Origin of the sequence: Brevibacillus sp. NSP2.1 (assembly GCF_000470975.2) — a bacterium.
Taxonomy (GTDB): Bacteria; Bacillota; Bacilli; order Brevibacillales; family Brevibacillaceae; genus Brevibacillus; species Brevibacillus agri.
Window position 1 is genome coordinate 3,329,523 of record NZ_CP048274.1, and the last position, 14,604, is coordinate 3,344,126.

At 55.9% G+C, this 14,604-nt stretch carries 16 protein-coding genes; 2 read left to right on the forward strand and 14 right to left on the reverse strand.

Annotated elements, in window-relative coordinates:
• Position 1: 1 nt before the first annotated feature.
• From lpdA to M655_RS16090, 3 genes are all read right to left on the reverse strand, one after another.
• Positions 2-1,423: a dihydrolipoyl dehydrogenase gene (lpdA, locus tag M655_RS16080; protein WP_026557073.1), complete on the reverse strand. Its 1,422-nt coding sequence runs from the start codon at positions 1,421-1,423 to the stop codon at positions 2-4.
• A 198-nt stretch (positions 1,424-1,621) separates the two neighbouring features.
• The gene (locus M655_RS16085; protein WP_005827335.1) at positions 1,622-2,713 is read right to left on the reverse strand and encodes a Glu/Leu/Phe/Val dehydrogenase dimerization domain-containing protein; all 1,092 of its coding nucleotides are present in this window, start codon (positions 2,711-2,713) and stop codon (positions 1,622-1,624) included.
• A 209-nt stretch (positions 2,714-2,922) separates the two neighbouring features.
• Entirely contained in the window at positions 2,923-4,998 is a 2,076-nt protein-coding gene (locus M655_RS16090) for a sigma 54-interacting transcriptional regulator (RefSeq protein ID WP_005827333.1), read from the reverse strand.
• 174 nt (positions 4,999-5,172) lie between these two features.
• On the opposite strand from M655_RS16090, the gene M655_RS16095 reads away from it, so the two are divergent.
• The gene (locus M655_RS16095) at positions 5,173-5,433 is read left to right on the forward strand and encodes a DUF2627 domain-containing protein (protein WP_005827332.1); all 261 of its coding nucleotides are present in this window, start codon (positions 5,173-5,175) and stop codon (positions 5,431-5,433) included.
• Positions 5,434-5,470: 37 nt separating this feature from the next.
• Here the strand turns inward: M655_RS16095 and M655_RS16100 are convergent, their stop codons facing one another.
• The 8 genes from M655_RS16100 to M655_RS16135 form a co-directional block, all read right to left on the reverse strand.
• Complete coding sequence (locus M655_RS16100) at positions 5,471-6,343, reverse strand: hypothetical protein (protein ID WP_026557072.1); 873 nt, start codon at positions 6,341-6,343, stop codon at positions 5,471-5,473.
• Positions 6,325-7,017, reverse strand: a complete 693-nt coding sequence (locus tag M655_RS16105; protein ID WP_026557071.1) for a glycosyltransferase family 2 protein — start codon at positions 7,015-7,017, stop codon at positions 6,325-6,327. Before M655_RS16105 ends, M655_RS16100 begins: the two co-directional genes overlap by 19 nt.
• Positions 7,004-7,561, reverse strand: coding sequence for a copper transporter (locus tag M655_RS16110; protein WP_026557070.1), 558 nt, complete (start codon positions 7,559-7,561; stop codon positions 7,004-7,006). The genes M655_RS16105 and M655_RS16110 overlap by 14 nt, the downstream gene beginning before the upstream one ends.
• Before the next feature lie 9 nt (positions 7,562-7,570).
• Complete coding sequence (gene steA / locus M655_RS16115; protein WP_026557069.1) at positions 7,571-8,737, reverse strand: putative cytokinetic ring protein SteA; 1,167 nt, start codon at positions 8,735-8,737, stop codon at positions 7,571-7,573.
• Positions 8,738-8,846: 109 nt separating this feature from the next.
• Positions 8,847-9,023 carry a DUF2759 family protein gene (locus tag M655_RS16120; protein WP_005827324.1) on the reverse strand — a complete coding sequence of 59 codons (177 nt, stop codon included), beginning with the start codon at positions 9,021-9,023 and terminating at the stop codon, positions 8,847-8,849.
• 144 nt (positions 9,024-9,167) lie between these two features.
• The gene (locus M655_RS16125) at positions 9,168-9,938 is read right to left on the reverse strand and encodes a class I SAM-dependent methyltransferase (RefSeq protein WP_026557068.1); all 771 of its coding nucleotides are present in this window, start codon (positions 9,936-9,938) and stop codon (positions 9,168-9,170) included.
• Between the two features lies 1 nt (position 9,939).
• Complete coding sequence (locus tag M655_RS16130) at positions 9,940-10,314, reverse strand: VOC family protein (RefSeq protein WP_005827320.1); 375 nt, start codon at positions 10,312-10,314, stop codon at positions 9,940-9,942.
• Positions 10,307-11,101 carry a class I SAM-dependent methyltransferase gene (locus tag M655_RS16135; protein WP_005827317.1) on the reverse strand — a complete coding sequence of 265 codons (795 nt, stop codon included), beginning with the start codon at positions 11,099-11,101 and terminating at the stop codon, positions 10,307-10,309. The genes M655_RS16130 and M655_RS16135 overlap by 8 nt, the downstream gene beginning before the upstream one ends.
• 97 nt (positions 11,102-11,198) lie before the next feature.
• On the opposite strand from M655_RS16135, the gene M655_RS16140 reads away from it, so the two are divergent.
• Positions 11,199-12,065, forward strand: a complete 867-nt coding sequence (locus tag M655_RS16140; RefSeq protein WP_005827315.1) for a LysR family transcriptional regulator — start codon at positions 11,199-11,201, stop codon at positions 12,063-12,065.
• On the opposite strand, the gene M655_RS16145 is transcribed toward M655_RS16140, so the two are convergent.
• The 3 genes from M655_RS16145 to M655_RS16155 form a co-directional block, all read right to left on the reverse strand.
• A complete protein-coding gene (locus tag M655_RS16145) occupies positions 12,059-12,850 on the reverse strand; it encodes a metallophosphoesterase (protein WP_007785578.1) in 792 nt (263 codons plus the stop codon). The genes M655_RS16140 and M655_RS16145 overlap by 7 nt on opposite strands.
• A gap of 67 nt (positions 12,851-12,917) precedes the next feature.
• On the reverse strand, positions 12,918-13,496 hold the full coding sequence (locus tag M655_RS16150; RefSeq protein ID WP_005827311.1) for a beta-class carbonic anhydrase: 579 nt from the start codon (positions 13,494-13,496) through the stop codon (positions 12,918-12,920).
• A gap of 411 nt (positions 13,497-13,907) precedes the next feature.
• Positions 13,908-14,543, reverse strand: coding sequence for a restriction endonuclease (locus tag M655_RS16155; protein ID WP_286085839.1), 636 nt, complete (start codon positions 14,541-14,543; stop codon positions 13,908-13,910).
• Positions 14,544-14,604: the final 61 nt, after the last annotated feature.

The window sequence follows — 14,604 nt, forward strand, 5'->3', positions numbered from 1 at the left end:
GCTAATTGTGAATCGCTTTTCCATCTACGGCCTGGGCCGCTTCCATGATTGCCTCCGAGAGCGAAGGATGCGGGTGGATGGTCTGTCCAATCTCCCACGGAGTCGCATCCAGCACCCGGGCAAGGCCCGCCTCGGAAATCATATCGGTCACATGCGTGCCGATCATGTGTACTCCTAACAGGTCATTTGTCTTGGCATCAACGACCAGCTTCACAAAGCCGTCATTTTCGCCGTGGATCAGCGCTTTACCCAATGGCTTGAAGCTGAACTTGCCTACCTTCACGTCAAAGCCTTGTTCGCGCGCCTCTTTTTCCGTCAAGCCGACATTCGCCACTTCCGGACGGCTGTACGTGCATTTCGGAACCTTTGTGTAATCGAGCGGATGCGGATTCAGCCCTGCCATGTGCTCGACCGCCAAAATTCCTTCGTGCGAAGCGACGTGAGCGAGCTGCAAGCCGCCAATGACATCGCCAATGGCATATATATGCGATTCAGCCGTCTGGAAATGTTCGTTGACGACGATGACGCCGCGCTCGACCTTGATGTCCGTCGCTTCCAGGCCGAGGTTTTCCACATTGGCTTGACGCCCTACGGATACGAGAATTTTCTCGGCCGTAAACGTGTCCACGCCGTTTTTCGTCTCCGCGGAAATGACGACTTTGCCTTCGCCTTTTTCCAGTGTCTCCGGCAAAACTTTCGCGCCAGTGACGATGTTGACTTTGCGTTTTTTCAGCAAACGGGCCAGTTCCTTGCTCACTTCTTCGTCTTCGAACGGCAAAATCCGATCCGCGTACTCGACAATCGTAACCTCGACGCCAAAATCGTTCAGCATGGACGCCCACTCGACGCCGATCACGCCGCCGCCTACGATGACGACCGACTCAGGGAGTTTTTCCCATTGCAGCGCCTCGTCGCTGGTCACGACGTAGGACCCGTCAATCGTCAGCCCTGGAAGCGTGCGCGGACGAGATCCGGTCGCGAGCAGCAAAAAGCGCGGCACGATCATTTCCTGGTCGCCGTTTTCTTTTTCGATGCGGACAGCGCCTGCCTGCGGGGAAAAGATGGATGGCCCCATCACGCGCCCGAAGCCTTCAAAGACGGTGATTTTGCCTTTTTTCATCAAAAACTGAATCCCTTTGTGAAGCTGGTCGATAATGCCCTGCTTGCGATCCTGAATTTTGCCGAAGTCATAGCCGACAGCGCCTGCCGAAACACCGTACTTGTCTGCTTCCTTCAAGGTCGAAAACACTTCTGCGCTGCGCAACAGCGCCTTGGACGGGATGCAGCCGCGGTGCAGGCATGTGCCACCGAGCTTTTCCTTTTCTACAATCGCGACATTCATTCCGAGCTGGGAAGCGCGAATCGCCGCTACATAACCGCCGGTCCCTCCACCGAGAACGACCAGATCGAATTCTTGAGACATGCTGGATCTCCCCTTTCATACGAAGCGTCTTCCCACATGGGTGAAGACAGTCGAAAAAGCTGGCTGCTGATTTTTCGTGTCGCTTGCCTACGTTTTTCTGAGAATGAGAATATTCTAAGAACAAAGGATATGTACCCCCTGACCGCCCAGTCGACGGGAAAGAGCGGGAGCAGGGGAGTGTTTTTCGCTATACAATGATTAGCGATGGTAGACGGTCTTGCCGTTTTGCAGGAACGTATTGCGGGATTTGCCTACGCTGGCAATGCGCTCTTCGGCCATGCGGTCAGCCGCCTTGTAGGATGGCATGCCGTCGCGCTCGGCAATTTCGTACACTTTCAGGATCGTGTCGTAGATTGTTTCTACTTTTTTCAGGGCGCGCTCGCGGTTGTAGCCTTGCAACTCGTCAGCCACGTTGATGACGCCGCCCGCGTTGATAACGTAGTCTGGCGCGTAGATCAGGCCCATTTCGTGGATGAGGTCGCCGTGGCGCTCTTCTTTCAACTGGTTGTTCGCCGCACCTGCGATTACTTTTGCTTTCAAAAGCGGAATGGTGTCGTCGTTGATGATCGCACCCAGTGCGCAAGGCGAGAAGATGTCGCACTCGACGCCGAAAATATCGTTGACGCCAACCGCTTTTGCCCCGAAATCGTTGACAGCGCGGTTTACGTTTTCTTCATTGATATCGGTGACGATCAAATGTGCGCCTTCTTCATGCAGATGGCGGCACAAGTTGTAGGCCACGTTCCCGACGCCTTGTACAGCAACGACCCGGCCGGAGAGAGAGTCAGAGCCGAAAGCGAGCTTCGCCGCTGCCTTCATTCCGCGGTACACGCCGTAAGCTGTTACCGGGGACGGGTTGCCGCTGGAGCCGAATGCAGGAGAAACGCCTGTCACATAATCTGTCTCCAGGTGGATCATATCCATGTCCGCGACAGTCGTACCTACGTCCTCTGCCGTGATGTAGCGGCCATTCAGCCCTTGAATGTAGCGGCCAAACGCGCGGAACAGCTCTTCGCTCTTGTGCTGGCGCGGGTCGCCGATGATAACGGCTTTACCGCCGCCGATGTTAAGCCCTGCTGCCGCGTTTTTGTAGGTCATGCCGCGACCGAGGCGCAGTACGTCGATGATCGCTTCTTCTTCTGTTTTGTACGGCCACATGCGCGTGCCGCCCAATGCTGGTCCAAGTGTCGTATCATGAATGCAAATGATTGCTTTCAGGCCGGAATTTTCGTCCTGGCAAAATACCAGTTGCTCGTAATCGTACTTTTGCATGTAGTCAAAGATGTTCAATGAAGAAACCTCCCTAGTATCATTCTTCTGGGTTAACAGTGGGCTCCGTGTGGAGAATTTCCCGCCAAGTAGTTTATGCAAAAGTCATGCCAACGCAATCGTTTTTTTGAAAGCGCTTTATTTGAGGGGATGTGGATGAATTCTCCATTCGTCAAGTGTGCAGTTTTTTGCACAAACGCGCAATTATTTGCACGCAAATTTTTGCGCATTCATTTTACATCTTCCTGCTGATCCATGATTCCCAATTTTTCCATCTTGTAGTACAGGCTGCGGATCGCAATTCCGAGCCGCTTGGCCGCCAAGGTCCGATTGCCTTTGGCCGCAGCCAGTTCGCGCATAATATGTTGACGTTCCGCTTCCTCCACCGCCTGCTTCAATGTTTTCCCCGTGGAGCCTGCCGTCGTCTCTGCTTCCTTTGGGGCCTTGCTGATTTTTCGTTCCAAAGGAGGCAAATGCTCAGGCATGATCGTGCGTTCGTTGATGCGCATATGTATCATCGCCCTGCCGAGGACGTTCTCCAGCTCGCGCACATTGCCCGGCCAATGGTAGGACAACAGCATCTGCAACGTTTCCTCATGCAGCTCCTCGACGTTTCTGCCGTATTCCAGATTCGCCTTGCGCAAGAGGTACATCGCAATCGGCTTGATATCTTCCAGCCGCTGGCGGAGCGGTGGGATATGGATGGGGACGACGTGGAGGCGGTAGTACAAGTCTTCGCGAAAACGTCCCGCGCCAATCGCCGCTTCCAGGTTCACATGGGTTGCGGCAATGACCCGGACGTCGATATTGATCGGCTTTGTGCCCCCGACCCGGACGACCTCCCGTTCCTGCAGGACGCGCAAAAGCATGACCTGCATCCCCATGGACAGCTCACCGATTTCATCCAAAAATATCGTGCCTCCGCTCGCTTCCTCGAACAAGCCGCGCTTTCCGCCTCGCCTCGCTCCCGTAAAAGCGCCTTCCTCGTAGCCGAACAGCTCGCTCTCCAACAGGCTCTCGGAAATCGCCGCGCAGTTGACCCGGATAAACTGGTTGTACTTGCGCTCGCTCGCGTTGTGAATGGCGTGGGCAAACAGCTCCTTGCCCGTCCCGGACTCTCCGCGCAGCAGCACGGTCGCTGGCGTCAACGCCGCTTTTTTCGCCTGCTCGATGGCGCTTTTCATCTGCTCGCTGTAGCCGATAATATCCGCGAAGCTGTACTTCGCCTCCAGCGTGCGGATGATGCGCCGGGCTTTTTCCAGCTCTTCTGTCAGCCGCTTGAACTCGGAAACGTCGTGAATGACGCCGACGCTGCCTTTCAGCTCGCCATCGACGACGACCGGAGCGACGTTCACGACCACGTCCTTGCGCTTCGGCCCGAGCTTCATCGGGACGCCCCGGACAGGCCGCTTCGTTTTCAACACTTGCATGTGCATGCTGTCGCCTTCGGAAATGTCGACCGTAGCCGGCTTGCCGATAATATCGTCCGGCGTCAGCCCCGTCAGTCTCGTGTACGCCGGATTGATTAACAAGCCGATGCCGTTCTGATCCACGACCGAGATCGCCTCGTCCGAGGATTGAATGATCGCTTGCAGCATGCTCTGCAGTTCCTTGAGATTGGTCACTTCTTCAGCGAGCGCCATCACCTCGGTAATGTCGCGGAAAATCGCCACGGCTCCGACCACTTCCCCTTTGTCGTTGCGCACGGGGACGCGGTTCGTGATAATGCGCGTCTGGTTCGGCAAAATCTGCTCCTGGTTCAGCTCAGGGCAGCCTGTCTCTAATACAATATGTAGTCTGGTGTTGGGGATGCGCTCGGATACTTTTGTATCCAGCACTTCGCTTGCCTCGATGTCCATCAGGCGTTCGGCCGCCTTGTTGAACAACGTGATGACTCCTTGCCGATTGACGCCGATAATGGCATCGTGCGTAGAGTCGAGCATCGTCTCGCGCTCGCGCTGGTTTTGCATCATCGCCGCGATCAGCTTGTCGCGCTCGCGGATGAGCCGCATGACAATTCGCGTGAAGGTGCCCGGAATGAGCACCGTCTTTTCCCGCTTTAACTGGCGGAGCTGCTCGTATTCTTCCATGTCCCCTGTCGCTTCCAAAATCACGTCCAGCTCGTCGTCCAAATAAGGGCGGTAATCCGAATCGACCTTGATGCCCAGCGATCTCGCCAGCTCAATTCCGGGAGCGTCTGGCCGCCGATCGACCACGGCGACAATTTTCAGCCTGTCCATCTGGTTCAGCGTCCGCAGCAGAGCCGTACCGCCTCGTCCAGCACCTACTATAAGCAGCTTGTGCATGCGCTAGACCCCTCGCTTTTCATCTTACTCGTTACCATTGTACTGCAACAAACCGTTGATGGACAGGCTCTCTTCCCTAACGTGCGCTCGCTCGTGTGCACAGGGACGGACGGTGGACAAGCATACTGGCATCCGATATGATGAAAGAATGAGAGAGAAAGGTGTGAACCACCAGTGATCGTACAGAAAGTCATTGCCCTCTTAATCATGGTCATTCCGGCTGCGATTGCCATGTACGGGATCAAGCTGATCCGCGACGCCTTTTTTTATTCGACGGCACCCGATGTCAGCTTCCTGTGGGGAAAGCTCATTCTCGGCGTCCTTGCTTTCGCCATTCCCGTCTTGTTTATTGCCGGGTTCATTTTGCACCACGAACGCAAAAAAAATCGGGTACAACCCCGCTTCATGATTCGCGAGGCAGAAGACGACGAGTAGAACAGGCAGGTGAAAATCTGCCTGTTTTTGATTGCGCTCATCTTCCCCACTCGTCCAGCCTTTTGAGCCACGCTTTTTGTTCAATGACCTGCGAAAACGAGACGAACTCGGCCGCGACCTGAAGCGCGACGAAGCCGCACAGGAAGGCGGCTTGCCAAAACAGCGGCGTCGCCGTCGCGTATGTATAGCCAATGGCAAAGCCGAGCGCATTCGCTCCGGTATCCCCGAGCATGATCCGGCCGCCTGCATCGTGCGGAAAAAACAAAACCGTCGCGACGAGAACCGGCAGAAGAAACAGCCAGACCGCAGACGGCTCCCCCGTTGTCCCCCCCGAAACGCTCCCGATGGCAGCCAGCGACACGAGCAGCCAAAACACTTTGATCGCGCGCGCCGGTCTTAAATCAAACAGGTTCAGGATGTTCGGGGAAATCGCCAGCAAGCCGCAAGCGACCAGCCACGGCCAGAAGCCGGCCGAAACGAACAGCGATACGCTGACAGCCGTCAGCCCGCCGCCAATCAGCTTGCCCATCCCGCTCGTCACGCGCCTCTCGCGCAAAAGCGCGCCGAAGTGGCCGCGAAATCCTTTCGTGATCCGGTCACCAGCCTTGTCGTCGATCCAGCCCCAGCACGCCATCGCCGCCATTCCGCAGGCGAGCAGCAAGCCTTGCACCAGCATCTCGCGCGAAGCGCCTGCAAGCGCGAGAAGCAGAAGCTGGACGAGAATCGTCACGGCCATGCTCGCCACAAGCACCAGCCCGCCTGCCGTCAGCACTGGCTCGCCGCGATAATTGGGCCGGGTCATGCGCTTTTTGGCGAGAATCTGCGAGCAGAAACTGAGCATGGGACGCTGCAGGACGAGCGGCAACACGAGTGCGCAGAAAAGCGCGAGTATCACGGCGTGTGCAGCCATGGCTTTCCCTCCCACCACTTTGTGCACAGCGTCCGGCCGATGGCGACAAACTCTTTGCCGCGATGAGAGTAGCCTCGCCAGTCGTTGCCCGTTTCCCGGTGAAAAAACCCGATGGGCACTTCCCGGATGCGATAGCCTGCACGCAAGGCATCTACCGTAAGACCTACCTCGATGCCGAAGCCTTTGTCGATTTTCCCCAGCTTTTGCAACAGGTCGCGGCGAATGGCCCGCTGACCGGACAAGGGCGCGCTGGCCTCAAAGCCCGTCAGCCACTTGATCCCTCGATGAGCCAGCCCTTTTGCCAGACCCATTCCCGCTTTTTGCCTCGGGGAAGGCAGAATCGCGATCGCCATATCGCAGGCATCCTCCATCACAGGGGCAAGCAGATGCTCGGCCTCTGCCGCACTCTCGCGCAAATCGCCATCCAGCAGCATGACGACATCGCCGTTTGCCCGTTGCCAGCCGAGTTGGACGGCAGCGCCTTTGCCCCGGTTTTGCGGCACGGTAATGACGAGATCGGCCCACTTTTTGGCGAGAGCAGCCGTCTCGTCCTCGCTGCCGTCGTCGACGACAATCAGCTCATGGCAGAAAAGCCGTTCGCGAATCGCTCGCAGCGTCGCTCCGATCGCGTCGGCTTCGTTGTAGGCAGGAATGATGACGCTAACTTTTTTCACGCGCGACCCTCATTTCTGTCATGGTTTGCTGCACCTTTTCCAGCAAGGCCCATTGCTTGGCCAACGAATCCGGCACCTGCTCCACCAGCAGCCATTTGCCCGTGCCCGCCCGCTGCTCCAGCCATGGCGGCGGCTGGCCCGCGACCACAAGCAGCAAGCCGTCCTCCCAAGTCCCGCCCCGTTCATAGGCGACGACGTTGATGCCTACCGAATGCATCAGCCGGGTAATCTCTTTGGCTTCCTTGTCTGTATCCTGCCAGACGTACACTTTTTTCCCTGCGAGATCATTGCCGTAGCGCATCGCCATCATGTGGACGACTTCCTGGTTGCGTTGCTCCACTTCCTGCAGCAGCCGATTGATTTGCTGCTTCAAATCGTGGTTGCTTTTCAGCGCCCGGTCGTATTTGGCCTCCATTTTCGCCAAAATTTCCTGGGCGCCCTCAGAAAACCACGGATGACCCGCCGTTCCTCCCAGCAGGATGCCGACGCCGAGCGCAACGAATACGGCTGCCAACGTAATCAGATGATACCGAAAAGAAATCATAGCGCCTCCTTAAAAAGCCCAGGTCCGCCATTGCGTCCAGAGCATTTGCGCCGCGTGACGGGCGATCGGATGAATCATCAGCGCAGCGGTGACAGGCAACAGCATCGCCGCCATGCACCAGCCCCACAGCTTCCACGAGCCAGTCGGCTGGTAGAGCTGGCTGACTCCTTTGGCGTCAATCAGCCTGGGGCCGATCTTCGTGCGCACCAGCAAAGTACTGGCCATCCCTTTGCGGCCTTTTTCCAGAAAATCAATCATGTTCGTATGGGCACCAATCGTCACGATCAGCTCTGCTTTTTTCTCATAGGCCAACAGCATCGCCACATCTTCGCTCGTGCCAGGCGCAGGCAGGACGTGATGCGCCACCCCGAGCTGCTCGACTCTGGTTTTTCCGGGAGCAAGCCCGTCGACAAAGGCGTGGACGACGATTTCGGCCCCGCACAAGAGCGCCTTGTCCGAGATGCTGTCCATGTCGCCGACGATCAGGTCGGGCTTGTACCCCGCTTGCAAAAGAGCGTCCGCTCCCCCGTCGACCCCGATGAGCACGGGCCGGCATTCGCGTATGTAGGAGGAGAGCGTCTGCAAATCTTCCTTGTAATGCTTGCCGCGGACGACGACGACGACGTGCCGTTTTTCCAGTCTGGTCCGCAGCGGCATGGGACAGAGCGGCTTTAAAAACAAGTCTTTTTCTTTATTGGCGTACATGAGCGTGTTATCAATAAATAAGGACAGCGTATCATCCAGCCTGCTCTGCGCCTCGGCCCACTTCCCGAGCACCGCCTCCACTGTGACGTGGCGAAGCGACAGGGCAAGCTCCCATTGCGCCTTTCGTTTCAAGTACAGACTGCCTTCCCGGATGGCTGCAAATTGGCCGTTCCACGCTTCCAACGCGGTCGGCTCTGCCGGCTCGCGCTCTGCCTCGTACAAAGCGACGCCCGCTCGCAGCAAGAGCCGCGCTCCTTCGGCTGGATACTGTCCTGTCATGAAAGCGGACAGGTTGACAACTACCCTCGCCCCCGCTTCCAGCAAGGACCTGGCCGCCATCTCATCCACATCGGGATGATCGATGACGGCGATATGGTGGGGGTGGAGCCGTTTGCAAAGCTGCTTCGTCTTGCGGTCAGCAGCAATCACTCCCGTATAGGTAAGAAAATCGAGACGTTTTCGCTTGCCCATCTTTTCCACCTCCAGGAATAGTATGCTAAAAATTTCCTTGGAGCATGCAAAAAAGAGGCTGTGCAGGAATCGCACAACCTCTTTTTGGCCGGACGGAAAGCCTTGTTGACTAGGCTCCCTTTGTTATGTAGTAAATAATCAAACCGTCAGCAAACAGGAAAACCGCCAGCGAAAGCAAGCCAAATCCGATTGCGAATTTGTTTTTCGCCTTAATCGAGTTCAAACAGCCCCAAGCGATAAAAAACGTGAAGACGAACATCAAAATATCAAACAACACAATCTTCATGTACGACAACTCCTTCACCATGATGACGCTAACCGATAATACAATGGCAATATTATTATATATCCTCGCGTATTAAGAGACAAGCATATCCAAATTTGTGACAAACAAATTCACAATTACGTTTATTTTTATTGTGCCACAAACTTATTTGCCTATCCATATCGTCCAGCGATCCTGCTCGCTGATCGTCTCATGTCCGGACAGCTTCAGGCAAATCGCGTCCACCAACTGCTCCAGCTCGGCGTCCGTCAGCTCGTGGAGCAAAGAACGCCCTTTGCGCGAGCGCAAATCACGCGCCAGCTCATCGAGAGTGCCATAGACGCGCCTGACCTCCCAGAGCGACAACCGCTCGATTTTTGCAAGTCCAGCCTGCTGCATCGCTGCCCGGACCGTCCGATCAGCCGGGCGACGCTTGGCCTCGACGTCAAGCAATCGCGGAAACTGCTCGAAAAAATAGCCGCGCAGATGCGTTTGGGAAGCCGGGACGGCACAGTCGTCAATCGTTCGATCCTGAATCAGACAAATGCCGCCGGTAGCGAGCAGTCGTTTTACTTCGGAAAAAAATCCGCGCAGATCGTGGAGATGGTGAATCAGCGCCCGGGCAAAGACGATATCGGCACAGCCGTCAGGCAGCCCGGTTTCCAGCGCATCGCCCTGCACGAACGAGATGCGCGGCTCGTCTGCGCATTGCTTTTGCGCCGCTGCCAGCATCACGCTGGAAAAATCGACTCCGGTGACGCTTGCAGCGCCCAGCTTCGCCCACGCCTTGCTGTAGATGCCGCCTCCGCAGCCGATATCGACCACGCGCTTGTCGCGCGGATCGACGACAGACAGCATGGTGCTCGCCCACGTGGCGTCTGCCGCTCGACCTGTGTAGCTGTCTTCGTTTTCCTTGGCGTGAAAATCCATTTTCATGCTACTTCGCCTCCATAAACTCCAGACGGTTTCCGAATGGGTCTTCGGTAAAGAAGCGGACAAGCCCGGGGATTTCATCGTCGAGCCGAATCGGTACGCCCGCCTGCTCCAAATGCGCGATCAGCGCCTCGATGTTTTGCACGACAAAGGCAGGGTGCGCTTTTTTCGCCGGAACAAAGCCCTGCTCGATTCCGAGGTGAATCAATTGGGCGCCGCAGCGGAACCATGCGCCGCCGCGCGCCCGGAGCTTTTCCGGCTTGGGCACTTCCGGCATGCCGAGCAAGCCTGTGAAAAAGCGCCGTGCCTCCTCTTCCGCTCCTGGCGGGGCTGCCAACTGGACGTGATCCAAGCCGATCCATTCAAACTGGTTACTCATCGTCATTTCCTCCCTTTTTTTGGCACATTACCATCCATTCATCAATCTGATGCGCCACAACTCTTCCTTGCTCGATTTTCACGCCGAGATAGTGTTGCTGCTCTGCAGTCGCCTCCAGGAGCATTCGCTCGACTGCCTGCTCCTGCTCCGGTGATTCGGACATCCGCTGTACCCAGGGCAAAAAGGCAAACTGTTTTTTCCGCAGCCGTGCCTGCCGCTCCTGCAAATCGCAAGCCGCGTGCAGCGCTCTCCACTCGCTCACCGACAGGCAGCGCACGTGGCTTGGGTCGCGCCGCTTCTCTACCTGGTTCACGAAGTCCGCGAGCTGTTCTTCCTCCGGCGCTACGTTGTCGATGAACAAAAACCGTCCGCCCGGGCGCAGCACGCGACTCGTCTCACGGACAAAGGCGGCCGGATCTGGAAAATGGTGCGCCGCAATCCGGCAAGTGACCAGATCGAACGTTTCGGACAGAAACGGCAGCGCCTCTGCGTCGGCCTGGACGTACAAAATGTTCGGCGCTTGCTCGTTCGCCTGCGCTGCCGCCGCAAGCATCGGGCGGGTCAGATCGGTCGCGACCACAAGCTCGACAAGCGGTGCCAGCGTGCGGGCAACATGCCCTCCCCCCGTGGCGATATCGAGCACCTTCCAGCTTGTTTGCGGCGAAAGCCACTCGACCATAAGCGGCAAATCCGCTCCTTGCGCGTGGGTTTTGCTCTGCACGTACTCCTGTGCGTTTTTCCCGAATTGCTGCTGCACGGCCTGTTTTACTTCCTGATTTTTGTCCATACTCCCACCTCCTGCTCGTATTTTATGCCAATTTTTGTTGGCTTTGTTATAGAATATGGTTAACCAGTTATCGAGTTTTTGAATAGGAGGGTTTCTTGTGGACAAAGAAAGCCTGGAAGTTTTTTTGACGATCGCTCATCACGGGTCGATCAATCGTGCGGCACAGGCGTTGTTTCTCGCCCAATCGACCTTGACGCATCGGCTCAAGCAGTTGGAGCGGCAAATCGGCAGCCCGCTGTTTGTGCGGACCGCCTCCGGTGTGAGCTTGACGGGGGAAGGACGCCGCCTGCTGCCGATCGCGGCGAACATCGTGGAGCAGATGCGTTCGTTCATGGAGCAAAAAGAACAGGTGAAATCCATGACGATTGTCGCCGGAAAAGCGTTTGTCGCCTACGAGCTGCCCCGCCTGATCGGCGAATACCGCCAGGCGAACCCCGGCTTTACCTGTTACGTCCGCTCGACACTGTACGAGGAGTCGCTCAGCGCCCTGTTGACAGGCACCGCCGATATCGCCTTTCTCGGCAGCGAGATGTACCATCCGCACGTCCACCAGGAATTTTTGCCAAGCGACCGCATCTTGCTCGTCATGGCACCCGAGCATCCCTGGGCCAGCCGCTTTCCGGGCTTTGCGAGCTGGGGCGCGCAGGAAATGATTTTGTTCGGCAACCATACCGCCCCCTACCGCCAGCGCATCGATCATTTTCTCGCGCGAAACGGCGTGTTTCCCAACGTCATCATGGAGCTGGACAGCTTCAGCGCGGTCAAAAAAATGGTGGAACGCCAGCTCGGGATCACAATGCTGCCGGAACGAACGATCCTGCGCGAACTGGCGGAAGGCAGGCTCGTCGCCCACGACATCGCGGAAGGCACGCTGCAGCGCCCAACTCTCATCGCCTATTTGCATCAAAAAAAAGAGGACGAAGCTTTTCAGCAATTCGTCCAATGGATCAAAGATGCTTATTGATGCAAAGTAAAGACTGTCAATTCGGGTCGGCACAAAAAACGGACAGGCAAAATCGTCGTCCCCAGCCCTCTGTTCACGTACACTGGCATCTGGTTGTCGCCTGCGCGGTACAAGCCTTTGACGTACTTCGCCGCAAGCTTGGGCGTCAGGACATGCCCGACAAACGGCAACCGCACCTGCCCGCCGTGGCTGTGCCCGGACAGTTGCAAATCGACAGGATAGCGAGCCGCTTCATCCGCAAAGTCCGGCTCGTGCGCCAAAAGGATGACGCTGGCCGCCTCCGGAATCCCGACCAGCGCCTTCGGCAGATCAGGCACGCCGTTCAGCGCGTCGTCGATTCCGGCTATGTACAAACTGTCGCCATTTTTGCCGACCGCCACATGTCGGTTGTCCAACACCTCAAAACCAGCGGCAGCCCAGCCTTGGCGAATCGCATGCTGCTGGCCCGCCCGGTAGTCGTGGTTGCCCAGCACCGCAAATTTTCCAAGCGGCGCCTGCAACTCGGCCAGCATCGGAACAGCCGCGGAAAACGACTGTGTCTCCAGGTCCACGATATCGCCGGTAAAGCAGATCATATCCGGCTGCTCGTTTTGAATCAAGTCGAGAATGCCTTGCAGTTGCTCGGGCTTGCAATAGTGCCCCAGGTGGACGTCGCTGAACTGTACCAGCTTGCAGCCGTCGAAGCTTTTCGAAAGTCGCGGCAGCGAAAGCGTCACCCGCTCGATTTGCAGCCAGGTGCGCTCCCATGCATAGCCGTATGTACCTGCCACAAGCCCGAGTCCCACCAATCCTCCCAGCCACTTCATCGAACGATGCAAAAAGGTTCGACGTGAGACTGTGACAAGCTTTGGATCATTCACTAGCTTCCGTTCGCTCGTAGCCATTTACGACGACATCCAGGCGCCCTGTCTCCGGATCGATCAACAGGCCGTGAACGTCGACGTTAGCCGGCAGCAACGGGTGTTTTTTTATCGTTTCCACGCTGTTGCGCACACTTTCCTCCACCCGGTCGAAGCCGTGCAGCCATTTGTGCAAATTGATCCCTGCGTGCTGGAGGGTGGAGAAGGTTTGGGCAGAGACGCCTTTCTCCAGCATTTTCGCCATCGTCCGCTTGCTGTCAATGGCGCTCATCCCACAGTCGTAATGGCCGACGACGATCACTTCCTCGGCATTCAGTTCATAAATCGCCACGAGAATACTGCGCATGATACTTCCAAATGGGTGAGAGACGATGGCTCCGGCGCTTTTTACGTGCTTGATGTCGCCGTTGCGCATGTTCATCGCCTTGGGCAGCAACTCCTCCAGACGCGTGTCCATGCAGGAGAGAACAACCAGGCGCTTGTCGGGAAACTTGGTCGTTTGATATTTTTCATATTCACGATTCGCTACAAATTCACGGTTAAATGCGAGAATTTCATCCAAATTGCGCATGTTGCAACACCTTCCTCGCTCTTAATTAGGAGTATGTTCTCTATTGTACATACTTATTGGCATCGTTCAAGCGACTGGGGCACATTGGCGGCGAGATTTTGCTATGTTTTTATTTTTTTTACAATGATAGGTGAGGGGGGTGGAAATCAGTGACACTGGGACGGACTTCTGCGTTAGGCAAAAGAGGTGACCGTAGGCGGAATTTTCATGGCGAATATTTTGGTACTGGCTGAAGATGGAGCAGAAATTACTATCTGACGCAGCAGACCTCAATCGCGCAGAAGACGATGGTCTGCTATACGTGGCTGCTGTTTGGCTAAACCTCTTGGCGATTGATATCAGCACCTTCATGGTTAAACCCTAGCCACTCAGTTATGGTTATATATCGCCTGCTCCATAATCGCTATCGTTTTAAACTGCCTTCGTATTCCTGCACTTTGGAAAACTGCTGCATCCGTAAAACTCGCCTTTTGTACTTTTGCGTACGACCATTTGACTACCGCAGCGATCGCATTGCAGCTTTTGTTGCGGGAACTGCGCCCTCACCTGTTTCGGGTTTGGTTTTGCCGCAGGATTCATGCGCTGGATCATTTCAATCAGCGCCTCGCGATTTATCAATCGAACGCCATTTGAAGCGGCCAGCTTGTAGGCGGCGTCTGTAAAATCTCTGTTAGTGACAACCCATGCTGCATTTGCTCCATAGTGAGCAAGTGCCCCCACAATTTGCTGAACGGCATCGATCCCGACGTTTTTACTATATCGCTTCGCCTGGACCGCTACCTTCCGTCCATTCTGTTCCAGAATGAGATCAGCGCCGTAATCGCCTGCTGCCCTTGTTACGGTCGTTTTGTATCCTTGTGAGTGAAACAGCAGTCCAAGGTAATGTTCAAACTGCCTGCCGTCCATTTTGTCTATTTCCGCAATGCCGGAGCGTCGCAGTTTCTCTTGGGCAATGGAATCAATCCAGAATCTGATTCCCTTTGCAAGTCCCAGCAAAATTCCAAACGCGATGCCTGCAACAAGCAAATAACCACGACATGTTTCCACAATAGCAAAACAAAAAAACCATCCTTGTGAGATGGTTTTGCTGTGTCACCGGCTTTTCGTT